25 protein-coding genes and 2 tRNA genes are annotated in these 23969 nt (G+C 38.8%); 13 read left to right on the forward strand and 14 right to left on the reverse strand.

Annotated elements, in window-relative coordinates; genetic code table 11:
• Positions 1-354 precede the first annotated feature (354 nt).
• The 8 genes from GQR53_RS16770 to GQR53_RS16805 all read left to right on the forward strand — a co-directional run bounded on the left by GQR53_RS16770 (position 355) and on the right by GQR53_RS16805 (position 6379).
• Positions 355-1287, forward strand: a complete 933-nt coding sequence (locus GQR53_RS16770) for a CHAD domain-containing protein (protein WP_165744607.1) — start codon at positions 355-357, stop codon at positions 1285-1287.
• Positions 1288-1313: 26 nt separating this feature from the next.
• Complete coding sequence (locus GQR53_RS16775) at positions 1314-2213, forward strand: DUF350 domain-containing protein (protein ID WP_165744608.1); 900 nt, start codon at positions 1314-1316, stop codon at positions 2211-2213.
• A 3-nt stretch (positions 2214-2216) separates the two neighbouring features.
• A complete protein-coding gene (locus GQR53_RS16780; protein WP_165744610.1) occupies positions 2217-3938 on the forward strand; it encodes a polyamine aminopropyltransferase in 1722 nt (573 codons plus the stop codon).
• 79 nt (positions 3939-4017) lie between these two features.
• A complete protein-coding gene (locus GQR53_RS16785) occupies positions 4018-4431 on the forward strand; it encodes a DUF2170 family protein (protein ID WP_004335098.1) in 414 nt (137 codons plus the stop codon).
• A 24-nt stretch (positions 4432-4455) separates the two neighbouring features.
• A complete protein-coding gene (locus GQR53_RS16790; RefSeq protein WP_004335088.1) occupies positions 4456-5148 on the forward strand; it encodes a PspA/IM30 family protein in 693 nt (230 codons plus the stop codon).
• Positions 5149-5222: 74 nt separating this feature from the next.
• Positions 5223-5861, forward strand: coding sequence for a hypothetical protein (locus GQR53_RS16795; RefSeq protein ID WP_024597422.1), 639 nt, complete (start codon positions 5223-5225; stop codon positions 5859-5861).
• The gene (locus GQR53_RS16800) at positions 5858-6178 is read left to right on the forward strand and encodes a hypothetical protein (RefSeq protein WP_024597423.1); all 321 of its coding nucleotides are present in this window, start codon (positions 5858-5860) and stop codon (positions 6176-6178) included. The genes GQR53_RS16795 and GQR53_RS16800 overlap by 4 nt, the downstream gene beginning before the upstream one ends.
• Before the next feature lie 15 nt (positions 6179-6193).
• Complete coding sequence (locus GQR53_RS16805; protein WP_024597424.1) at positions 6194-6379, forward strand: hypothetical protein; 186 nt, start codon at positions 6194-6196, stop codon at positions 6377-6379.
• Between the two features lie 29 nt (positions 6380-6408).
• Here GQR53_RS16805 and GQR53_RS16810 read toward each other — a convergent pair whose 3' ends face one another.
• The 5 genes from GQR53_RS16810 to GQR53_RS16830 form a co-directional block, all read right to left on the reverse strand.
• Complete coding sequence (locus tag GQR53_RS16810) at positions 6409-6810, reverse strand: hypothetical protein (protein ID WP_004335077.1); 402 nt, start codon at positions 6808-6810, stop codon at positions 6409-6411.
• Positions 6811-6820: 10 nt separating this feature from the next.
• Positions 6821-7354: a hypothetical protein gene (locus tag GQR53_RS16815; protein WP_165744612.1), complete on the reverse strand. Its 534-nt coding sequence runs from the start codon at positions 7352-7354 to the stop codon at positions 6821-6823.
• A 109-nt stretch (positions 7355-7463) separates the two neighbouring features.
• Positions 7464-8840 (reverse strand): class II fumarate hydratase, encoded by a 1377-nt coding sequence (locus GQR53_RS16820; protein WP_165744614.1) that lies wholly within the window; start codon positions 8838-8840, stop codon positions 7464-7466.
• A gap of 11 nt (positions 8841-8851) precedes the next feature.
• Positions 8852-9217, reverse strand: a complete 366-nt coding sequence (locus tag GQR53_RS16825) for a hypothetical protein (RefSeq protein WP_231619999.1) — start codon at positions 9215-9217, stop codon at positions 8852-8854.
• A 101-nt stretch (positions 9218-9318) separates the two neighbouring features.
• The gene (locus GQR53_RS16830; protein ID WP_165744616.1) at positions 9319-9504 is read right to left on the reverse strand and encodes a hypothetical protein; all 186 of its coding nucleotides are present in this window, start codon (positions 9502-9504) and stop codon (positions 9319-9321) included.
• 200 nt (positions 9505-9704) lie between these two features.
• Between GQR53_RS16830 and GQR53_RS16835 the strand changes: the two genes are divergently transcribed.
• Positions 9705-10295 (forward strand): DUF938 domain-containing protein, encoded by a 591-nt coding sequence (locus tag GQR53_RS16835; RefSeq protein WP_165744618.1) that lies wholly within the window; start codon positions 9705-9707, stop codon positions 10293-10295.
• Here the strand turns inward: GQR53_RS16835 and GQR53_RS16840 are convergent.
• The 4 genes from GQR53_RS16840 to GQR53_RS16855 form a co-directional block, all read right to left on the reverse strand.
• Positions 10272-11411 carry a GNAT family N-acetyltransferase gene (locus GQR53_RS16840; RefSeq protein ID WP_165744620.1) on the reverse strand — a complete coding sequence of 380 codons (1140 nt, stop codon included), beginning with the start codon at positions 11409-11411 and terminating at the stop codon, positions 10272-10274. The two genes, GQR53_RS16835 and GQR53_RS16840, sit on opposite strands and share 24 nt — an antisense overlap.
• A 6-nt stretch (positions 11412-11417) precedes the next feature.
• Positions 11418-12806, reverse strand: coding sequence for an alpha/beta fold hydrolase (locus GQR53_RS16845; RefSeq protein ID WP_165744621.1), 1389 nt, complete (start codon positions 12804-12806; stop codon positions 11418-11420).
• A complete protein-coding gene (locus tag GQR53_RS16850; protein ID WP_165744623.1) occupies positions 12796-15516 on the reverse strand; it encodes an ATP-binding protein in 2721 nt (906 codons plus the stop codon). Before GQR53_RS16850 ends, GQR53_RS16845 begins: the two co-directional genes overlap by 11 nt.
• Before the next feature lie 72 nt (positions 15517-15588).
• Positions 15589-16044, reverse strand: coding sequence for an Lrp/AsnC family transcriptional regulator (locus tag GQR53_RS16855; RefSeq protein WP_024604725.1), 456 nt, complete (start codon positions 16042-16044; stop codon positions 15589-15591).
• Positions 16045-16180: 136 nt separating this feature from the next.
• Between GQR53_RS16855 and GQR53_RS16860 the strand changes: the two genes are divergently transcribed.
• Together GQR53_RS16860 and GQR53_RS16865 are read left to right on the forward strand one after the other, a co-directional pair.
• On the forward strand, positions 16181-17350 hold the full coding sequence (locus GQR53_RS16860; protein WP_165744624.1) for a monodechloroaminopyrrolnitrin synthase PrnB family protein: 1170 nt from the start codon (positions 16181-16183) through the stop codon (positions 17348-17350).
• A gap of 1 nt (position 17351) precedes the next feature.
• Entirely contained in the window at positions 17352-18476 is a 1125-nt protein-coding gene (locus GQR53_RS16865; protein ID WP_165744626.1) for an aminotransferase class V-fold PLP-dependent enzyme, read from the forward strand.
• Here GQR53_RS16865 and GQR53_RS16870 read toward each other — a convergent pair.
• From GQR53_RS16870 to GQR53_RS16885, 4 genes are all read right to left on the reverse strand, one after another.
• Complete coding sequence (locus GQR53_RS16870) at positions 18460-18948, reverse strand: RNA-binding protein (protein ID WP_024597153.1); 489 nt, start codon at positions 18946-18948, stop codon at positions 18460-18462. The two genes, GQR53_RS16865 and GQR53_RS16870, sit on opposite strands and share 17 nt — an antisense overlap.
• Positions 18949-19622: 674 nt before the next feature.
• Positions 19623-19715, reverse strand: a tRNA-Ser gene (locus GQR53_RS16875).
• Between the two features lie 51 nt (positions 19716-19766).
• A tRNA-Ser gene (locus tag GQR53_RS16880) sits at positions 19767-19857 on the reverse strand.
• A gap of 218 nt (positions 19858-20075) precedes the next feature.
• Positions 20076-20216: a hypothetical protein gene (locus GQR53_RS16885; protein ID WP_004335040.1), complete on the reverse strand. Its 141-nt coding sequence runs from the start codon at positions 20214-20216 to the stop codon at positions 20076-20078.
• Positions 20217-20541: 325 nt separating this feature from the next.
• Between GQR53_RS16885 and GQR53_RS16890 the strand changes: the two genes are divergently transcribed.
• On the forward strand, positions 20542-21411 hold the full coding sequence (locus GQR53_RS16890) for a YegS/Rv2252/BmrU family lipid kinase (RefSeq protein ID WP_165744628.1): 870 nt from the start codon (positions 20542-20544) through the stop codon (positions 21409-21411).
• Positions 21412-21448: 37 nt separating this feature from the next.
• On the opposite strand, the gene GQR53_RS16895 is transcribed toward GQR53_RS16890, so the two are convergent.
• A complete protein-coding gene (locus GQR53_RS16895; RefSeq protein WP_165744630.1) occupies positions 21449-22378 on the reverse strand; it encodes an EamA family transporter in 930 nt (309 codons plus the stop codon).
• 102 nt (positions 22379-22480) lie between these two features.
• Between GQR53_RS16895 and GQR53_RS16900 the strand changes: the two genes are divergently transcribed.
• Positions 22481-23923: a PLP-dependent aminotransferase family protein gene (locus GQR53_RS16900; protein ID WP_165744632.1), complete on the forward strand. Its 1443-nt coding sequence runs from the start codon at positions 22481-22483 to the stop codon at positions 23921-23923.
• Positions 23924-23969 lie beyond the last annotated feature (46 nt).

Here is a 23969-nt window from a genome sequence, read left to right on the forward strand (position 1 = left end):
TTTAGAGTAAATAATGATAGGCAGTTACACAAAATTAGTTACATCCTCAAAACCGTTGTTATTATAATAAATTTATATCGAATACTATGAAGCATCAAATCTAACCCTTAACCATCATTTAATTATGTTTTAGTTATTATTGTGTAATCAGGCAATCCATAATTACAAAAAAGTTACTTATTACGCCCTTTGTAGCACTAAAACCTTAACATTGAGAATGCTTTTAAATTCATATACTAAATATAGCTGTTTATTTAATTTTGTACTGACTTACTTTGTTGCAATTTCATTCTTGGTTTAATAAGTGACCTGTGTAAAACTACCTTAGTTAATTTAGTAAATCAGGTGACATGAATGTCGAATATTAAAGCTTGGAAACTTATAAGCCTGTTTTGTTTGTTCGCAGTGCTTATGGGTTGTCAATCTAAAGAAGAGCAGCTGCAACAAACAATTCAAGAGTCTATTAAAAAAGCAGATACAGAGCTGTCACAGCTTGGTACTGCGCTTGATAATGGGAATGTGCGCAATGCTGTATTACTTAAAGAATATGGCGAGCTCCTTAAAAAACAACAGCCAGAGCTTACAAAAGTTGTTGATGTAATTACCCTTGATGCAACGCGCCGAGGCGCACTTTATAGTGGTTTAATACAGCGACTTAAAGATATTAAAGGAACTTACTTAATTCCTCCTTACGAAGATACGTTGCATAGTATTGATTTGTTGCGTGATGCGTCTAAACCTACGCTATTTTCTGATGCGTTAACCGATCCTATTAATATGCTAGCTGATATGTCCAAAGGCACTTTAGCGCGTGTAGGCGCAATTAGTAAGCAAGCTGAAGGTGAGGGTGTTGGTAACCAAATGGTAGGTAACCCTAACTATGGTAACTGGCAAACAAATAGTAATGGTATTAGCTTTTGGCAATGGTACGGCATGTACCGTATTTTAGGCGATGTATTTGACCGTGTTGAATATGGAAGTTGGAGCAAACGCCGAAAGTATAGTTATTACAATGACTATGGCCGTTCGCGTTACTCAAGCCCTAAACAAATTAAAACCCAAAGCGCGCTAGAAACACGCACGCGCCAAACATACCAACGCCAAGGTAAGCAGTTTACAAGCCCTTATGCGAGTAAAAAAACAGGTGCATCCGGTTTAAGCCGTAGTAGTTATACGCCACCAAAAAGCCGCAGTAGTTATTCTCGTTCGAGCAGTTATAGCAATAGCTCAGGATCGGTGCGTGATAGCGGTAGCAGAACCTCTCGTGGCGTGAGCCGTGGTAAGTAAAAGAATAAAGTTGGAGTTAGAATAATATGTATGAATTTAATGGAATAACTATGTGGTCGCTACAAGCATTGGCGATTGATTTTGCAATTATTGTTTTATTATTTGTAAGCCTTAAATATATAAAAGGTTGGGTTTCAAACTTACACGCAAATGATGAAATAACAGAGCGTGATAACTTTGCTTTTGGTATTAGCTTTGCCGCTGGTTTAGTGGCACTGGCGATTGTATTAACAGGTGTAAGTAGTGGTTCTTTTGCTGCAACATTGCAACAAGAAGCACTGCAAATGTTAGCTTACGGCGCATTAGCAATTGTACTTATTAAGTTGGGTCACTTTTTTCAAGATAAAGTAGCGCTTCGTAAAGTAAGCCTGCACGACGAAATAGTTAAAGGTAACGTTACAGCTTCAATAATTGATTTTGGTCATGTTGTTAGCGTTGCAATAGTTATTCGCTCAGCACTTTTATGGGTGGCTACTGATGGCTGGCATGGTCTTCCAATTGTAATTGCTGCCTTTATTATAGGTAGTGTTGTATTACTACTTGTTAGCCAGTACCGAGTGCAGTTATTTAAGCGTACAAACAAAAGTGGCGACTGCCTACAACAAGCAATTGTTGATGGTAACTTAGCTGTGGGTATTCGTTACGCTGGATTTTTAATAGGTAGTGCATTAGCTATTACAGCTGCAACGGGTGTTGCGCCATACGCTGCTGATAACATTAATGCGAGTTTACTATACTGGGCTATTAGCGCTGTTGTGAGCCTTGTCGCATTTATTATTTTGCACTTAGTGACAATTAAAATAATTTTATCTGGTTGCGATATTTCCGATGAAGTTAATCGTCAAAAAAATGTAGGTGTAGCAGCTATTTCTGCAGCAGTATCATTTGCTGTAGGTATCACTATGGCAACCTTACTAGGCGCATAATCAGTGTCATCAACCAACACTCCCCCAAGTAAGTCTCGCTTACTTGGGCACGATATATTACTAATTACTGTTATGGCCGTGCTTGCTGGGTGCGGCCTTATTTATGAATACTTACTCTCTCATTATGCGGGCCGTGTACTTGGCTCAGTAGAAAGCGCTATTTACGCCATGATCGGTACTATGATTGTAGCAATGGGCTTAGGCGCTTTTTTAGCGCGTTGGTTTAAAGATGCATTTACCGCTTTTGCTTGGCTAGAAAGCATTATTGCTTTGGTTGGCATGGGCTGCATTTTAGCGATAGCGGGTGTAATAGCTGTAAGTTATTCTCTTCCTCATTTATTTTCGAGCATTTTTAATTTACCCCCAGATGTTGTACTTAATGGTTACGTATTTCAAAAGCTACAAGAGTGGTCACGTTTTCTACCTTATGTTTTTGGTTTAATACTGGGCTTATTTATTGGTATGGAAATACCGCTTATAGCGCGTATTCGTCAGCACGTTTATGGCCGTTTTTTAGAAAACAACGCAGGGACTATTTATGGTGCCGATTATATTGGTGCTGGTATTGGTGCCGCCATTTGGGTAAGCATCATGCTCTCAATGCCTATAATGCAAGCTGCGGCGTGGACGGCGTTATTTAATATCATCGCAGGACTCGCTTTTTTATGGCGCTATCACACCTATGTGCGCTTTGCTAAGGCACTTTTAGTTTGCCATATAGTACTGTTGGCATTGTTTGGCTTTATTTTAGTATTTGGCAGTAGCTGGATGAACAATCTAAGTAATGTTTTATACAAAGATAAGGTAATTTATTCGCAAGCAACTAAATACCAACACGTAGTTTTAACCGAAAGATTAAGCAAAAACCAACCTCAGCCAATCACCGATTTATATTTAAATGGGCGTTTACAGTTCTCAAGTATTGATGAGCAAATATATCATTCAATGCTGGTTTACCCTGCAATGCTTGCCTCTAACAGACACGACCGTGTATTAATAATTGGTGGTGGTGACGGGCTTGCACTTAGAGATGTTTTAAAGTGGCCTGTAAGTGAGGTAACGCTAATAGATTTAGACGCGCAACTACTCAATTTATTTGGTCATAAAGACGGTGACTTTACCCCGCCAGAGCACATCAATAAGCGATTACTACAGCTAAACAATAAATCGATGCAAGACTCGCGAGCCAACATAATTGTGGGTGATGCATTTTTAGAAGTTGAAAAGCTGCTTGATCAATCTAAGCAGTTCGACACTATATTAATTGATTTACCGGACCCAAATCACCCTGATCTAAATAAAATGTACAGTGACTACTTTTATAATCATGTACGTCAGTTATTAGCACCCGATGGCGCAATGGCGGTTCAATCAACTTCACCTTACCATGCTAAAAAAGCGTTTTTAAGCATTGCTAAAACAGTTAAAGCCGCAGGGTTTGGCTATGTTGAGCAGTATCAGCAAAACATACCTTCGTTTGGGCAGTGGGGCTGGACTATAGCCACTAAAATGGGTCAGTCGGCCAGTGGCCGTATTAATGATGCGACGGCTATGCCTGTGCCATCAAGGTGGATTAGTAAAGAATATTTATTGGCAAGCTTTGTATTTCCTAACCACTACTTTGAACAAGTTAAAAGTATTGAGGTCAATAGGTTAGGATCTGGTCAGTTGTATGATTACTACCGAACTGCATGGCAAATAGAAAGCGAATTGTATAAAAACTAACAAAACATGGTTGACATAATATGTCAGCCGTGAGAATCTTAACTCAGACATAATATGTCAAACGACAAAAGGCAGAGACATGGAATTAAATGAACTTTCAATAAAATTAGCTTCTTTTGAAACTGAAGGCGCTAACTTTGAGTCTTTCTTGATTGCCAACCCTGGCGAGCAAGATGTTTTACAAGTCATTGTTGATGGAAATGATGAACTTCCAATTTTTGTTACACAAACGCAAGAGCAGTTGTTATGTATTAGCTACTTGTTTGACGAAGATGAAGTTAAGAGTGAATTACGCAACGAGTTAAACGAAACATTACTACGTTTAAACGTGCCAATTCCACTGAGTGCATTTGCTAAAATCGATAACAAATACGCGATTTTTGGTGCACTGTCGGTAAATTCATCATTAGATGACGTTACCCACGAACTAGTGACATTAGCCGATAACGCTATCGATGCACTAGAAGCCGTGACCTTGTATTTAAACGATTAATAGCCAGTTAGTGGAGTTAAGATTATGAGTATTTTAAAAAAATTATTTACAGCAGTACGTGGCGGCGCTCGTGAAGCAGGCGAAGCAATTGTAGACAAAAATGGCATCCGTATTTTTGAGCAAGAAATTGCAGACGCGCAAAATGCACTTCACCGCGCTAAAAAAAGCCTTACAGAAGTAATGGCTAAAGAAATGCAAACTAAGCGTAAAATTAGCGCTGTAGATGCATCAATCGCGGAACACGAAGCGTATGCAGGCCAAGCGCTTGAAAAGGGTAACGAAGCGTTAGCATTAGAAATTGCAGAAAAAATTGGTGACTTTGAAGCTGAAAAAGCCGAAAACGAGCAAGTATTATCTGGCTTTAGTAACCATATTGTTGCGCTTAAGCAGCAAGTTAAAGATGCTGAAAAATCAATTAAAGAGAATCAGCGCCAGCTTACAATGGTAAAAACCACTGAAAGCGTACAGCAAGCAACAATGGCTGTTAACAGCACGCTTAATACAAACAGCTCGTCTATGACATCGGCTCGTCAATCGCTTGAACGCATTAAACAGCGTCAACAAGATCGTAGCGACCAGCTAGGTGCTGCAAAGCAACTTGAGTCAGACGTAAATGGCGATGACTTAAAAGCAAAAATGGCTGAAGCAGGCATTGGCGACACAAGTCCAAAAAGTGCTGATATTTTAGCTCGCATCAAAGCGAAGCAAAATAGCTAACCATTACGTTTATACTTTAAAAAGGTAACCGAGTTTTGCTCAGTTACCTTTTTTGCTTAGAAGGCAGCCTTCCTATGTTTAATTTTTTCAAATCTAAAAAAGAGCCAGAGCGTCAGCTTAATCATCCGAGCGAGCTTAAAAAAGGCGACATGTTTAGCGTTATCGACTCATTTGCTTATCCGGCATGGTTAAAAGGTGAAACGCTACGTGTTACTGATATTCAGACTTACCAATATCAGCACAGCAGCGATACTGAATTTGTACTTGAGACAAATAGCGGCCAAGTTGTATTTTTACAAATTGAGCAAGATGACGGCGAAGAGTGGGCTAACTTTTCTATTAAAATTCAGCGAAACGAAGTTGAAGAGATATTTGGCCTTGATGAGTTTGCGCGTATTTTTGATGAAGAGTCGTTAACCCACATTACAGTGCAAAATACACCAGAGCGCTTTATGCAGTTTTTAGCTAAAAGTTATCAACAAAGCGAGTCGCCTTATGTGTGTTATTTCCATAATAAAGATTACCGCAACCAAACATTGCCTCGCTATGAGCAAGAAGGTGGCGAGCCATGTGAAATGATTTGTTTAGCATCAGATAATGAAGGCTTTGGTTTAAATATCGAAATTTGGGATGGCGGCGAAACCGAAGTATCGCTAACGCTCATGCGTCCAATGTCAGACATTGTAGACTTGTTTCCCGGAGATGCTAAGTGAGTGATGCTAAAGACAAGTGGTTACGCCAGGAACAAGCTGTACGTGCCACACAAATGGCATTTGATCTAAGCAGCGAAGTTCAAAAGCTGATAAAAAAGCAAGCTATAGACCAAGAGTTAACGCCGTCAGATATGATCCGTAAAATACTTGGCTTAGATGTAAAGTCTAAAAAAACGCGTCAACGTTTATCGTTTAATTTAAATGATGATGAGATTGCGCAACTAGCCAGTCGCTTTGATGTCCCAAGTGATGATAAGCGAGCCGTAAAACAACAAGTAGCTGACTTACTAATTGCTCACACTAAAAAAACTAAGTAGTTGCACTAGATTATTATGAATATTACTCTAATTGCTTATCTACTTATTTTTGCGTTGTTTGGTACTGCGGCGAGTTATTTTGTACGCTTTATTTATGCATATTGGGTGCTTAAAACAATGCCCATGAAGTACATTATAAAAGCGGGTATTTGCGTGGTACTGGTGGTTGTAATTTCAGCGTTAATTCCGTATTTAGGTTAACGCTGAGATTAAATTATACGCAACCGCTTTTATTTTATATCAAACGACTGGCATTGGTGATTAATACACAGCGATTGCACTTCAAGTACTGGTGAACAATCGGTTAAGCCTTGTGCTTTATTTTGTATTTTTTCTTGTTTTGTTATTTGTTGAGCAAGCTGTTCAGCTTCTTCTTGAGATGTGTTCAGCGTTGAATAAACAGCATACTTACTCGGTCCGCCGCATGCGCGGGCGCCCACTTCAAGTACTTTACACTGAAAGCTTGCGGTGCAGCTGTTATTACTCACCATGTTACTAAGATCATAGTTTAAGTCAGACAAGTTTTTACTTTGCTCATTTGACGTCACAGTACTAGCACAACCACTTAGTAATAAAATGCTGCTAGCAATGCTTAAAATTGATAGTTTAATTGCCGATGGTAAACAACTCATAACGTTATCCTTAAAATGCACTTACCGCTGAACCTTCAATTTTAACACATTTATTTTCAACACACTGCGTGCTTGGCGTTGTTAAATGCTGACAAATGCTCATCATCCCTTTTTGTGAATTATAGTTACTTTCAAGCTTAGTAATTTTATCGCTAAGGGCTGCTACTTGTTTTTCAGACGCTGATTTTGTTGAGTACACAATAAAGCTGCTTGGCCCACCACATGCGCGACTGCCTACTGCACTTATTCTGCATTGAGTGCTGGTATCACATTGCGTATCTGTAATTAGCGTATTTAATTCGGCTTTAGCTGTTTTTATATCGTCTATTGAAACGTTTTTTAAATCGTTTATTGAAACGCTTTCAGCAATTACATTATTTTTTGTATTTTCTTGTAATTGAGTGTTTTCTTTTAGCTTTTGCAGCTCTTGCTTTGGCGCTTCAGTTTCTGAGGTTATTGTTACTTGCTGCGTTTCAGTTGGCGTTTTATCTAAGCATGCAGTTAAACAAAGTGGTAAAAGTATGGCTAACAATGGGGTACGCATAACAAACCTTGATAGTGATGAAATATTCATCACTATCATACACGGTGCATTTTTTACGGCAATAAAAACTATATTATCAAGTAATTAAAGCCGTGAAAAATATCGTTTATTAAAGTCCACCCTGCGTTAGTTTGGTGGGATTAAGTAGCTTTTCGAGTTCACTGCGTGGTAAATCGGTTTCTTGTTCGGCTACATCAATAATAGGGCGGGCTTCATTATAAGCCTGCTTTGCTATTTTTGCTGCTTTTTCATAACCGATCACCGGATTGAGCGCAGTCACTAAAATTGGATTTTTAGCGAGTGCTTTATCTATATTAGGCTGATTTACTTTAAAGCTGGCAATGGCTTTATCGCCCAATGCTTGTGCGCTATTGGCAAGTAATTCTATGCTTTGCAAAATATTATACGCAATGACTGGCAGCATAACGTTTAGCTCAAAATTACCCGCTTGGCCTGCTACTGTAATGGTCGCGTCGTTACCGATTACTTGTGCGCTTACCATGACTGCGGCTTCTGGTATTACCGGATTTACCTTGCCAGGCATAATAGACGAGCCCGGTTGAAGTGCTTCTAGCTCTATTTCGCCTAAGCCCGCAAGTGGTCCTGAGTTCATCCAGCGTAGGTCGTTCGCTATTTTCATTTGTGCTACAGCGAGTACTTTTAATTGCCCCGAAAGCGCTACTATGGCGTCTTGTGAGCCGATGTTATAAAAAAAGTTACTACTAGGCGTAAATCTAATGCCTACATTGGCACTCAGGTTTTCTGCAAATTTGGCTGCAAACTTAGGGTCTGCATTTATTCCTGTTCCAACAGCTGTACCGCCTTGTGCCAGTTCGCATACACGCTCTAAGCTATGTCTAATTCCTGCTGCGGCATGGTTAACTTGTGACTGCCATGCACTTAGTGTTTGATCAAATGTAACAGGCATTGCATCCATTAAATGCGTACGGCCCGTTTTAACTATATGGCCTACTTCAGCTTTTTTCTTTTCTAGGCTTTGCGATAAGTTTTCAAGCGAAGGAAGTAATTCATACACTACATTTATTGCGCTACTGAGTGCGATAGCAGTAGGGACTACATCGTTAGAACTTTGCCCCATGTTTACATCATCATTAGGGTGAATGCTTTCACTGCCTAATCGGCTAGCAAGCGTTGCAATAACTTCGTTGGCATTCATATTTGAGCTTGTGCCCGAACCGGTTTGAAAAATATCAACGGGGAAATGCTCAACATGCTCGCCATCAATAATACTTTGACAAGCTTGCTCAATAGCATTTGCTTTGTCTTTACTTAAATGGCCAAGCTCGCAGTTACTTTGCGCAGCAGCTTGTTTTATATAAGCCAGTGCAGTGATAAATTGCTTTGGCATAGATAAGCCACTAATGGCAAAGTTATTAACTGCTCGTTGTGTTTGCGCCTGATAAAGCGCATCAGTAGGTACTTGTAGCTCGCCCATGCTGTCTGATTCTGTTCTAAAGTTGCTCATAAGTGTGCTCCTTAAAAAGGGTTGAATTCGTGACTAAGAATACGAGCTTCACGCTCAAGTATTAAAAATTGTGCAGTATTGTTATGCACCTTATAAAACCGTTTTAATGCTAATAATGGTTTGTATAGCTGCTCTAAACATTGTTTACGAATAGCATTATGTATAAGAGGGTCGCACATTTTGTTCATAATTTCATGGTGTGTGCGCCTAAGATAAAACTCTTGAAGCAAGGGATTATGTTGTTGCTCAAATTTTTTGGCGACGTTAAGGGCGGTTTCTATGTAATCGGCAACGAGCATGGGTGCATGCAGGCCAGGTCTTAAGCAATGACAAGAGAGTTCTTGATGGCAACGATGCTGGGCATAATTTGAATACATAAAAAAACCGACTCAAGTTAACGATAATAGTTATCATTACATTTAATCGGTTTCAGTGTAAACAGTTATTATAAAAATTATTTGCGATACTAATTTGAGTATTAATTGTAGCCAAGAATAAATATCTGATCTGTTTCATGTTTGGTCATCGCCTGTTGATTATGTTTAGGGTGCGAAAGTAAATCGATTACTGTAGCTCTCATATCAACGACGTAACTATGATCGTCGGTGGTTTTTTCGGTTATAGCAATGGCCGCGTCTACAGCGGTATAAGGGGGTATATGCATAATTTTATCCTTTGAAATTTAATATAAGTTAAACCCTTTAGTGGGTTAACAATATAAAAGCATATTACGTACCAACCATAATGAACCAGCTCAACCATATGATAGTTATAGTATTTAAAAATTACCTCTTTTTCATCACGACAAAATAAGCTAAATTTGCTTTACTGTTGTGCATTAATCTACAATTTTGGTGCACAGTAATGACAAAGCCATTTTCACAAGCCTGTGAAAACAATAAAACCCCTATTTTAGAGCAATTAAAGGACATATTAAAAAATACTAAAACAGTACTCGAAGTCGGATCAGGAACAGGCCAGCATAGTGTGTTTTTTGCAGAGCAATTACCACATTTACAATGGCATACAAGTGATCGCGCTATAAACCACGAAGGGATTAATTTATGGCACCGCGAAGCTAATTTAACTAATTTACATGCACCACTTGAGCTTGATTTAAATAATGAATGGCCTGTAGATAAGGTTGACGCTATTTATACTGCAAACACATTTCATATTGTAAGTTGGCAATTAGTTGAACGTTTTTTTGATGGTGTTAAACGTCACTTAAATAGCGACGGTATGTTGTGTATTTACGGACCATTTAAGTACCAAGGTGAATTTACCAGCCCAAGTAATGATGACTTTAGTGCCTTTTTAACAGAGCGCGATCCGTTAAGTGGAATAAGAGATTTTGAAGCAGTTGAACAACTAGCTAAGCAAGCAGGGCTTACGCTTATTAGCGATACTGCCATGCCTGCAAATAATCAGTTACTCGTTTTTAAACGGCAGTAATGAGCTACATTGCTCTTTATATATATCAATATGCCCGCGTTCACGCTTTAAGTAGTCGCTTATTGCATTACTGAAATCGCCATCAACAATATGGTGAGCAGAGTAGGTAAGTACGGGTTCAAATCCGCGTGCTATTTTGTGCTCACCTTGTGCTCCCGAATGAAAGCAGCTGAGTTTATGCTTTATTGCAAACTCAATACCTTGGTAATAGCACAACTCAAAGTGAAGCGAATCTACTTCCTCACTTGCTCCCCAGTAGCGCCCATAAAGCGTATTCTCACCTACTAAACTAAGTGTTGCAGCAATCACGTTGTCGTCTTTTTTGGCCAGCATAATAACGAGGTTATTAGCCATTAATGCATGTAAAAGCGTAAAAAACTCCATATTTAAATAGCCCAAATGACCAGATCGCTTTAAGTAGGTACGCTGATAAAACTCACAAAACAATTGCATTATCTCGGGCGTAATTTGCGTTCCTTGCAGCCATTCAATATCAATATTTTGTTGCGCTATTTTAGCTCGCTCTTTTTTAAGGGATTTACGTTTTCGTGAGTTAAGTATTTGCAAAAAATCGTCAAAGGTTTCAAAACCTTTATTAAACCACTGAAATTGCACACCCACTCTTAGCATGGCGTGTTGCTCAGTTAATGATGTTGCTTGAGCTTGATCGCAAAAGTTAACATGCCACCCCGACCAACTTTGCTCAGCACTGTGTAAGCTAAGTTGCTCTGTAATGTACTGATACACCGCATTAGGGTTAGCGTGCTCGATAGCAATACGCTTGCCTTCAATAGGGCTAAAAGGAATGCCAGATAGCCACTTGGGATAATATTCTAAACCGTGTTTTTCGTATGCCTCAGCCCATGCCCAGTCAAATACATACTCGCCGTATGAATGACTTTTTAAATACCCGGGTGCAAGTGCAACGAGCGTATCACTTTCAAAAATAGCGAGGTGATGGGGCTGCCAACCACTTTTCTGTGTTACGCATTGGCTTTGTTCAAGGGCATATAAAAAAGCATGTTGAGTAAATGGTTCATCACCAAATAAACGTTGCCACTGCGCCTGATCAATCTCATTAATACTGCTAAACCATTGGTGCGAAAACGTTCCCATGACTACTTACCTTGTAGTTGTTCTAAGCTGTTCTACGTTTTTAATAAACGTACTAATTTGCATTTTAAGCTCGGTAAAATGAGGATTATAAGTTAAGCGCTGTAAAGCTGGATAGTGTTTTAAGTTGGCGCTTGTACGCTCTCCTAGTTGTGGGTTTTTAGTTGTTTTACATGTTTTATATAGGGACTCGTCGTTAATAAAGCTGCCACAATTGCGATAAGTTGCGTTAATTCCATAATGTGGATTTTGCGGTGAGTTAACAACAGCAATATGCGACATACCATGAACCTTTTTACATTGACGTGTTGTGCATTGCGGATTATTTACTGTGTAGTCACTAGCAAAGTCTGGCGGTAAAATATCAGTGCTTCCATAAAGTACTAAAGTATCGAGCGGCTTATATTTGATTGAATTACCTTGGTGTAATGCACTTAATAATTTTAGCGTGGCACGCGTATCTATCGTGGTATCAATATCGCTAAGTACACTAAAAATAGGTAATTTAAGTGCAGGGCGTTTGTTTAAGCTACTTACGCTTGCAAGAGACATTGCATCGTACGAAGCGGCAGCTGCAGTTAAAGGAAATGACTCATACTTAGCAAAGTCTACATCGGCGTCTTTATCAATCCAATTAACAAAGGGTATGGCATCAATCCACTTTGCTATCCAGCCGTACTTATTATGTGGCTCAGAGCCTGGCGAATAAAGCATAAGCGCTTTAATTTTAGGGGATACAGTGTGTTTGGTTGCGTAATCAATAAGTAACGCTGCACCGGTAGAGTAACCTGCGAGTATCACCTCATCAAAGTCTTGTACGGAGCGTTCAATACCGTATTTTATTGCTTGTTGCCATTGGCTAACGTCTACATTAAGTAAGGCACTTGCGGCGCTACCATGTCCTGGTAATAAAATAGTACGCACAGTATAGCCTTGCTGATAATACACTTGTGCTAAATCGTGATACGTAAAGGGGGAGTCAGTTAGTCCGTGGATTAATAGCGCAACTTTATTGCTGTTTGGATGCGTAAGCTCAAAAGGGGCAATAATATCTGCAATAGTAGGGTCAGGTTTTCGCGTACCTTGTGTTACTAATTGCTGATACGTTTGTGTAATAACAGGGCATGGCATATTTGCACGTGGATTGGCTTTATTTATATGTTTATATGCAAAATCTAAGTAATCGTTAAATGGCAAAAGGGCGTGGTAATTAAAGCGCTGGTGGTTGTGCTCATTTTCAAAGCGTAATAAGCCTTGTTGCTTACTTTTTGTTATAAATTTAAAGTCGCTCGCCTGCGATATACAGTTTTGAGCGACAGCTGTGTGAGAAAAAACACTTAAAACAAAACCCAAAAATACTCTTAAAACTATTCTTAAAATTAAACCACTATTGTTCATTAACTTCTGCATATTGGACAAGACACTCGGTTAGCTTAATGAGTTCAAGCGGTTTTGCAAGATGTTGATTAAATCCAACTGCTTGTGCATGTGCTTTATCCTCTGGCATTACGTCGGCAGTTAAAGCAATAATCGGGAGTTCTTGTTCGGTTTTAAACTGGCGGATCAGTGCCGTTGCTCTATAGCCATCCATTATAGGCATTTGGCAATCCATAAGGACTAAATCAAAATGTTGTTTTTTCACTATATCGACCGCCAACTCACCGTTTTCTACTATATACGGCACAATCCCTAACGAGCCAAGCATCGCTTTAATAACCATTTGATTTACTGGGTTATCCTCTGCGACCAAAATGTCTAGCGAAGTAATATTAGTATTATCAAATGTAATAACATGTTCTTTTTTAGGCTCTGTTGTTTCTAATCGTATTGAAAATGTAAAAGTAGAGCCTTTATCTATTTCACTTTTAAGTGTTATTTCTCCCCCCATTAGCTGGCTTAGCTCTTTAGCTATGGTTAAGCCAAGTCCTGTACCGCCAAACTGCCTTGAGGTAGAACTATCAGCTTGGGTAAATGCGTTAAATAATTTTTTATGCTGGCTTGGTTTTATACCTATTCCGGTATCACTAACGTTTATAACAAGCTTTACTTTATTGGCGGCAGTAAACTCTGTTTCTATGTTTAAAGCAACGCTGCCTTGGCTTGTAAATTTAATCGCGTTACTACATAAATTAAGTAATACCTGCTCAATTCGCATAGGATCACCAATAAACCAGGTATTTAAAGGTAGCTTTGAGTTAACTTGCCAGTTAATACCTTTGTTAACTGCGCTTTGTTCAAACATATTGTCTATGCGTGTTATTAAGGCACCTAGGTCGAATGCAATAGATTCAATAACTAACTTTTGGGATTCTATTTTTGATATATCAAGAATGTCATTAATTAAGTTTAATAAACTTTTAGATGATGAGTTTATTTTATCTAAATAGCCAATGAGTGTACTTGCACTGTCTGTTTCTCGGGCAAGTGAAGAGAAACCAATAACGGCGTTTAATGGTGTACGTATTTCGTGGCTCATATTCGCTAAAAATTGGCTTTTAGCCTGATTAGCTAAATCAGACTGCTGCTTTGCTTGTGCGAGTGAGTGTGTACGCTCTGCAACTTGACGTGTAAGTGCAATTTGTTGCTGATTAAACAGCAGTAAAACCATTAAAATTAAAGAACATACGGCAACTTGGAGTATGAGCAATAATAGAGTTAGTTGACTATTATGTTGTGTTAAAAAGCTTTCTTTAAGGGCTAGTTTTACAATCCATTTTTGCCCTGCAAAGTCCACGTCAAACGACATTAATCGGCTGCCTTTGGCTTGCTGAACATCCTGAGAGTAATTACTATAAAACGGCGGTGTGTTTGTATCTTCGTATATACCAATCGAAAACATATCAGACTGTTCTTTAGAAATGGCCTGCTCAATAATACTACGCACTAAAAATATACCAGTGGCATAGCCTTTAATTGTTTTTTCATCGTTATATTGGGAGTACACAGGGGCAAATAATAAATAGGCTGGTTTAGGTTGTTTGGTTTGCACCAACTGAATTATTTTAGTTCCGACTGGCATGTACTTTATAGCGGGGTTAAGCAGAGAGTTTTTTCGATCAGGGTTTGAAAATACATTAAAGCCAATAGCTTTTTGATTACCATTAAAAGGAGCTATGTATTTTACTATAACAAGGGGATCGTTAATTTCAAGAGGTTCGCCAACTATATCAATATCTAAATGGTAAATATTTGATATTTCTTGAGCAAAGACTTCTCGTTGATCTTGAGGTATTTTTGCATTCCACGATAAAGCGTTAATAAACTCGTATTGAGTTAGTAACTGACTAGCATAAGAATAAAAATCTTGCTGGCTCAGCATGGGAGATGATTGAACCTGACTTGCTAAGCTCTGCACTGCAATAATACTGCGATTTGTATATCTATAAAGGCTGTTTTCTATAACGTGGACTTCACGTTCGGCAATTTTAATAGTGCTTATACGATTTTCTTGATCGTATAACTGCGTTGTTACCGCGACTGATAAAAATAAAACTGAGCATACTGCAATTGTCGGAAATGCCGATATAGTATGTTGATTAGACTTTTGTGGTAATAAAGAAAGTAAAAATGGAGTTGCAATTAATACCCCTAATGTATCGCCAAGCCACCAGTAAATAACATTATTCCAATGATTATCAATACTGTAAATCGAGTTGAATTGGCTTAAGGCAAATACGCCAAAGTTAGCCGAAATTAAGCTGACCAATATTGCTATGACAAGGATAAAGTAAATTATATTCTTGCGCTTTTTAAAGCGCAGCGGGTGCCCAAGCCAATACTTTAAAAGAGCTGCGCCGACCATTGCCTGTATAACAACACCAAAGGCGATATACATAGCCTCGTTAAATGAGTTACCGACCAGGACTAGCTCATGAGCAGAACTGTCAAAAATATTAAGGTTAAAGGCAATTGCAGCTACAAATAAAGGCGGGATAAAGCGCCACCACCAAATATAACAACCGACTAGTGCTATGCCGGCAGGTAACCAAATTGGAATTATTTGCGAGTTAAAAGCAAGTTTAGTGAGTGCTATGCCGACTAAAAAATATGCTAAAGCAAACATGATATAAAAAATAATGGAATGATTTTTAGAGTTAAAATTTTTCACATAAGGTCCAAGCAATTATTATTGTCGTTTTGAAATATCAGTATAGCTAACAGTAAGTTATTTTGGTTATTTTTATAAAGGTAACTGTTTTTTGCTAAATGATTGTTTAAGCACAACTGTTGATTCTATATTTGCGATACAGCTTAAGCCACCTAGTTGATGTTTCACAAACGTTTCGTAGCTCTCAAGATCATGTGCAATGATTTTTAATAAATAATCATAGCTTCCTGATATTACACAACACTCTAATACATGTGGTAATTTTTCTACATGTTGCTCAAATTGCTCTGCAGCACTGACCGAGTTTTGGCTTAATCGTACAAACGCATATACCAATACATTAAGATTAAGTGCTTTGGGATTTATGGCGGCGTGGTAGCCGGTAATAATGTTTTCTTGCTCTAACTTTTTTATACGCCTTAAACAAGGTGTATCCGATAGGTTAATACTGCCAGCTAAATCTGAAACCGACATACGAGCTTGGCTTTGCAGTGCAATGAGTAATTGCTGGTCTTTTTTATCTAACATAGTTGTCGGCTTTTATTAATTATTTTTATATTTGTAGTGATTATTGCTAAGTATTGCAGTTTTTACTAATTTTTTTGGCGTTTTACCCTAATTGAACTCTGTTAGCATTTAACTATAAAAATAATAGAGCACACCAATGAACACACATACCGCTATTTTCGATCACTGGATACGAACAGAGTTTGTCACTTTAAATAGTGAATTAGAGCAGCTTTATTGGCAGCAAACCGATAAAGCAAATGTAGAAGGAATAGGTGAGGCCTTAAAGCAACAATTAGAAAAAGAAGGCAACGCATTAATTAGTAATTTATTAGCCGAGGGAAACACAGATCAAGGCTTTGATAGCGCTTTTGACTTACTCGGTAACGTAGGATTATTTATGGCAGCGTGTAGGCGCCATGAAATTACTGAGCCAAGCAGAGAAACCACTTCACCGCTAATTGAAGCCTCAGCGCTTGCTATGCATATAGGCGCATCCATTGGCGTAACCCCTCGTTTTGCTACCGCCCACTTAACTACTCATAACAAAGCACTTAACGGTATTTATAAACGATTTACTAATTTACCTGATGAAAAGCTGTTTCTTGATTACAACACCCAAGGTATTTTGGCCTACAAACGGGCAAGTGATGCTTTATTAAAAATATTGCCGTTAGGTATTTCACATCCCTTGTGTGGTGAGTTATTAAAAGTAGCTAAACAAGCGCTTATAGATGTAATTGAGTCAAACAATGCACTTTATTCTGAGCTCGATACAGATCGCTTTTTTAACTGCGTTCGCCCTTATTATAAACCGTACCGTGTAGGTAAAGAGGTTTACAGAGGAGCAAATGCTGGTGACTTTGCAGGCATTAACGTGATTGATATGCTGTTAGGGCTGTGTAGTGCAAACGAGCCTAGTTACTCGCAAATGCTGGTGGATAAGTTTTTATATATGATGCCAGAGGATCAACAAATCCTGCGAGAAGCCATGCGTATGCAAAGCTTTATGGATGACTTTTTACAAGCAGAGCCATATAAAAATACAGATTGGTTTAAAAGCCACGCAACGTTATTTATTCAAGTGTGTAAATTACATGGCGACACCGCAGTCGGTCATCATAATCAACTGGTTGAAAAGTTTATTGCTCAGCCTTCAAAAAATATGCAACAGCAGCATATGAGCAAGGTAACAGCAAGTGGTCCGCCGCTTAATGTGTTACTTGATTCGCTCGAAAAATTAAGAGATAGGCGAGCTAGCGCAAAACGCGACGATATAAAAACACGTTTTGACGATCTAAATACACTTAAAGAATGGGTTAAATAGCATGCTTAAAGATGATTTTTGTATGGCTGATGGCTGTTATTTACTAAACCACTCGGTAGGGCGTCCTCTTAAAAATACGCAGCAATATTTAGCACAGCACTACTTTTTACCGTGGGAGAGCTCAAATAAAGAACCTTGGCAACAATGGCTACCCGCAGTTGAGCAATTTACTACCGCGCTTGGTAAGTTATTTAATGCGCCTAGTTCGCAGTTTTGTCCTCAGGTTAATTTATCAAGTGGCTTAACAAAATTGCTTATGTCGCATCCACGGCTACAGCAAAAAAATTGTAAAGTGCTTATGGCGCAAAGTGATTTTCCGAGTATGGGTTTTGTAATGCAAAAAGCGTTGCCAAAGTGCGCGCAAATCATATTTATACCTGAGCACGAAAACCTAACAGATATTAGTGTTTGGCAGCGTTATATAACTTGTGATATCGATTTAGTTTTTATAAGCCATGTGTATTCAAATACAGGTGTACAGGCGCCTGTGTACGATATTGTAGCTATAAGTAAATTAACCAATAGTTTATCAATAGTTGATGTTGCTCAGTCAGCGGGTGTTATACCGCTTGATTTAAGCGTGCTCGATGCGGACTTTATGATTGGCTCGAGCGTTAAATGGTTATGTGGTGGCCCAGGTGCAGCTTATTTATGGGTTAACAAAAATCAAATAGAGTATTGTGAGCCTAAAGATGTGGGTTGGTTTTCGCATCAAAATCCATTTGAGTTCGATATTAACCACTTTGAATATAACGCCAGTGCGCTTAAGTTTTGGGGGGGCACCCCTTCTGTAGCGCCTTATATTATTGCCGCAAATAGTATTGCCTACTTTGCAGAGCTAACAGCTCACAAGGTAAGGGCGCATAACTTAGCGATGCTTACGCTTATTCATGAGCAACTAAGCGAATATGTTGCATCACCTATGATTGGTGATAAATGCAGCGGGACTGCTATTTTGTTTTTTAACAAGCAACAAGACCATGTACTTACAGAGCTTAATAAAGCGAAAGTTAGTGTAGATGCTCGCAAATTTGGAATACGAGTATCGCCACATATTTATAATACTCAAGAAGACGTTGCGCAATTTATTTCTATAGTAAAACGAGCGCTTAAGGGTTTTGGCTAAGCTGCTGCTTTCTTTGCTTTAATGACTCTATTTTTTGCTGCGTTTGACTAATTGATGCGTCGTAGGCTTGTTTTAATGAATTTGTTTTAGTTGCGATAGCATCAGCAATAGACGAAGCGCCTAAACGATTGGCCTTATCTTGGGTCATATAATCTATTTGTTGTTTTTTAGCTGCGTATTCTTTTTGGCTTTGTTCAATAGATAGCTCAAGGCGCTTTATTTCACGCTCTATTTGCTGAACCTCTAAGTAGTCATCAACAGAGGTATCGGTAATACCTTTACCGGGCGTAGAGCTTTTATATGCTTCAATTACATTTATATCTTTTAGAGTAATAACTTGTGCATCTTTAGCGCAAGGCGTTTGGCTAAAAGTAGGAACGCCCTTAATTACACACTTATACACTGTTGTACTTTGTGCCAAGGTAAAAAATGGTGCTGCCGCGCAAAATGATAGCAATATGAACCGGATCATAGCTAAACCTAAAAGTGGCTAAAGTTGTGTTAATAATGCCCTAAGTTATTACTAGGCACAATTTGTTTAGTTTTTATAAATTTTAGGCACAAAAAACACAATCAAGTGGTTTAAATTAAGTATGGTCCAGAGGGAGGGATAGACTTGCTTACATCCATGTAATCAATCGCTACGCGACGCTTGCAGCGGCCTAAAATATTCCAGACATTTTGTCGAACCCTGTCGAGGGTTCTCACCCTCCCAATTTAGTATCGGTGTTAAAATTTAGGCACAAAAAAACCACAATTAAGTGGTTTAAATTAAGTATGGTGGAGAGGGAGGGATAAGCTCGCTTACATCAATGTAATCAATCGCTGCGCGACGCTTGCAGCGGCCCAGAATGTTCCAGACATTTTATCGAACCCTGTCGAGGGTTCTCACCCTCCCAATTTAGTATCGGTGTTAAATTTTAGGCACAAAAAAACCACAATCAAGTGGTTTAAATTAAGTATGGTGGAGAGGAAGGGATAGACTTGCTTACATCCATGTAATCAATCGCTGCGCGACGCTTGCAGCGGCCTAAAATGTTCCAGACATTTTGTCGAACCCTGTCGAAGGTTCTCACCCTCCCAATTTAGTATCGGTGTTAAATTTTAGGCACAAAAAAACCACAATTAAGTGGTTTAAATTAAGTATGGTGGAGAGGGAGGGATTCGAACCCTCGATAGAGCTACAAACTCTATACTCCCTTAGCAGGGGAGCTCCTTCGGCCACTCGGACACCTCTCCAACGCATAACCGGTTGTATTGATGGAGTAAAAAAAGCCACCAATTAAAATATGGTGGAGAGATAGGGATTTGAACCCTAGATGGGCTATAAACCCATGCCGGTTTTCAAGACCGGTGCATTCGACCACTCTGCCATCTCTCCGTGACGCAGAATAATACTTAGGTGATACCGCTGTGTAAATAGCAAAATGACTGTTTGCCTAAAAAACATACGTAAATGAGGTTTTTTTTGTAAATAAGGGGAAATTAAGGCAATTTTTAATAAAATAAATAGGTTGCAGCAAACAATGGGAGCTAAATAAGTGACTTCATTTAGTGGTTGAGTGTTCGCTGCACCGAAAAATAATCATGGTTGGGTGATTATTTATATTGAGCTGCACCGCTAAGTGCTAGTCTTTTACCAATCGTGTTAAGTTTAGCTAACATTCTTGCTTTACGGTTAGTTGGTTTAACGGCTACTTGCGCTGCTGCTGTTTGATTTAATGTATTAATTGGTTTCATTATTTTGCTCCGGTTGTATCTGTTGAAATCGCGTGCATTTTGCACGTTGTTTGGTTAAAAATACAACGATAAAAATTGAGCCTGAGGGATTAGTTAAACTAATCTGAATTGATTTTATTAATATGCGATTCAGTAAGTTGCATTACTGTTTTTGCATAGCTATTTATATGGCGGTTGGTTTTAACCCCTTTGATGTTGGGGTTTTTGGTTTTTTAATTTATTTTTATGCATTTTATACAATGTTTTTTGATTATTTATTCAGATTAAAAAAATTTAATTAAACGTTTGTTATCTCACTCTAAAATACATTGCTGGAAACAAAAGCTTGTCACTACTTATAATTATTAAACCAAGTATCAAAAAACAGAGCCAAAAATCATTGGCATGGCTTAAAAATATCTGTAAAAAACGCAGCTTTTCTTATTGTATATTTACTACAACGGGAAGCTTTGACGATGACTGCGCTCAAATAAGGTTGTTACTGAGTAAATTTCCCAAAGTAGTTGCACTAGGTGGCGATGGGACATTGAACTTGGCGGTTAATGCGCTAATAGGCAGCAGCTGTTCGTTAGCATTATTACCTTGCGGTACAGGTAACGATTTCTCCAGAGGGTTTAATTGCAAAGAAGATGATTGGCGAAAGGCATTATTTAATACACCGACAGCAATTGATATAGGAAAAATTAATAGCCGCTATTTTATTAATATTGCAGGGGTAGGATTTGATGCTCATGTTATTAAAACAATTAACGAGAAAGCTAATTTTTCATCTTTTGATTACAGTTGGACGAGTATTAAAGAGCTATTTTATTATCAAGCTCAGCAGTTGCAAGGTACGTTTAATAACGATGTAAGGCAGTATCAAAATTTAATTACTGTATTTGCTAATCATAAGTACTTTGGTGGCGGACTAAAAATAGCGCCAAAAGCAGATTTAACTGATGGGCTGCTTGAGTGTTATCAAATGCGATCGGGTGGGCTTTTTTATAACGTAATAAGCTTTATTAAGTTATTTTTTAAGCGTCATGAGTATATAAAAAACCTTACCTATAGTCGCTTAAATACAGCTTCCATAAATACTGAAGGGCTATTGATTGAAGCAGATGGTGAGCTGATAGGTAAAACTCCTGCAGTTGTTAGTGTGCATGGACAGGCCTTACTTTTTCATATGCCAATAAAAAAGCGCCTACAGTAAAGTAGGCGCTTTTGCGTTAGTTGCGTTAATAACGCGTCTAACTGGGGACGGAGCCATTTTTAGCTATTGCTCTATTAGCTAAAAAGGCGTTAATTCGTTTTGTTGGGGTAAGCACAATGGCGTTACCTAATAGTACTAAGCTAAACCCTGCAAAGGTATTTGCGTGCCATTCAAACCCTTCAAAAAAACTACTTAGCGTTACTGCCACTAATGGAAATAAAACAATAACGTAGCTGGCTTTTTCGGGGCCAATATTTTTTAGTAGTGCAAAGTAGCAACCAAAAGCGATTACGGTGCCAAATATTGATAAGTAGAGTAATGATAACCAGTAACTCGGTGGCGCGTTTACACTAAATTGCACGTCATTCATTAATACATATAGCGCTAAGCCTACGGCGCTATATAACATGCCCCATGCATTACCTTGTAATACACCAATTTGCTTACGAGAATTTCGAACGCTTACCATATTTCCTAATGAAGCCACAAAGGTACCGCTAAGAGCAAGTAGTAACCCGACCAATGCACCATTACTTAAGTCGAACTGCTGTAACTGCGGCCAAAACAGGGACGTAATACCTAATACAGCAAGAACAGCTCCTGTATAAATTCGCTTTGAGATTGGTTTACCAAAAAATAGTCGAGTGTTAACTATGTTCATAACCAGCAGCATCGAAAAGGCAATGGAGCTCATGGCTGAGGTTAGGTAATTTTGTGCCCAGTAAAACATTAAGTAATTTAAACCAAAGTTAAACAGAGCTAATAAAGCAAAAAAGCCATGATCGACTAATGAGAAACGCATGTCGGGTTTTTTGTACGCTACATACAACCACATTAAAAGCGCTGCAATAGCAAAGCGATAAAATAACGATAACTCGACTGCAATATCGCCTAGTTGAAATTCTATGGCTAACCAAGTAGAACCCCAAATTAAAACGGTTGTAATGTATAGCGCTGCACTTTTCATGGTTAGTCCTCAAAGCCCGATTGAATGGCTATTTTAAGACCTATCTGTATACTTACCATATACAGAAAAGTAAAAATGTAACCTATACAGATTTGGTGTGTGATGATAAGACAAAAAAATAGCCAAGGGCACGATTTTTTATATCAACAAGTTATTCAGTTAATTAGGGATATGAGTGCTCAACAAGTTTTACTCCCCGGCGAAAAACTACCATCACTACGTAAAATGGCAGATAACTTAAATATAAGTATTCCCACTGTAAAACAAGCGTATCAAGCACTTGAGGATCAAGGGCTAGTAGAGGCACGCGAAAAATCAGGTTACTTTTTAAAAGCTGTTAACGCCGCGCATAACTTACCTAAGCGAGTTAAATTGAGTCGCGAGCCTGTTGTGGTAAATAAACAAGCCTTAATAGAGCAGGTATACAGCGCCATTCATCAAGCTAACGTAGTCCCTTTTGGTATCGCTAATCCTATAGCCGCTGCACCTACCGATAAAGCACTGGCCAGAAATATGCGCCGAGTAATGACAATTGCCGGCAGTAAAGCCATTAACTATGGGCCAACAGATGGATTTGTGCCGCTGAAAAAGCAACTAGTGCATCGCTATCTAGATTTTGGCATTGGTATAAATATGGACGAGCTTGTGATCACCAATGGTGCACAGGAAGCCATGGCTATTGCGCTTAAATGTGTGACAAAGCCAGGCGATGTAGTTGCCATTGAGACGCCTTGTTATCACGGGATTATCGAGCTAATAGAGAGCTTAGGGCTTAAAGCGCTCGAAATACCACTGTGCCCAGATAATGGCATCTGGTTGAGCGATTTGGAACGCGCTTTGAATGAGCATGACATAAAAGCATGTTTATTCTCGACTGCAATTAGCAACCCTGTAGGCAGCTTTATGCCAGATAAAAACAGACAGCAGCTGGTGGAGCTACTTGAAAGTCATGACGTAGTGCTTATTGAAGATGACGTATACGGCGATTTATATTTTACGGCAAAACGAGGCACACCAGCTTTAGCGTACTCTAAAAAAGGATTAGTGATTAGTTGCTCATCTTTTTCTAAAACCGCAGCGCCGAGCTATCGTGTAGGTTGGTTAGTTGCGGGTAAATTTGCAACGCAAGCAAGGCGATATAAAAGAGCACTAAGTTGCTCTGCTTCGTTAATAAACCAATGGACGTTATCTGAGTTTATTGCCAGCGGCGAGTACGACCGAAATTTAAAAGTACTTAGGCAACGCCTGCGCGATAACAAAGAGCGTATGCGATGGTGCTTACAACAAGCTATGCCAAAAAATACACGTATAAGCGATCCAAAAGGAGGTTGCGTAATGTGGCTAGATTTAGGAGGCGAGTACGATAGCCAAAAGTTATTTTTACTTGCACTTGAAGTGGGTATTAGCATAACCCCAGGGCTTATTTTTTCAGCCTCTAATAAATATAAAAGCTGTGTAAGGTTAAGTTATGGTGTGCAATGGAACGCGCAAATTGAGCAAGCAATAGTTACATTGGGTAAGCTTACTTTATTAGCTAAAAAGTAAGTAACTATTCACCAAGACAAATTATTTTCTAAGGATCTTTTTTAGC

The sequence above is a fragment of the Pseudoalteromonas sp. Z9A6 genome (assembly GCF_011378805.1).
In the GTDB taxonomy this organism is placed as follows: domain Bacteria; phylum Pseudomonadota; class Gammaproteobacteria; order Enterobacterales; family Alteromonadaceae; genus Pseudoalteromonas; species Pseudoalteromonas distincta.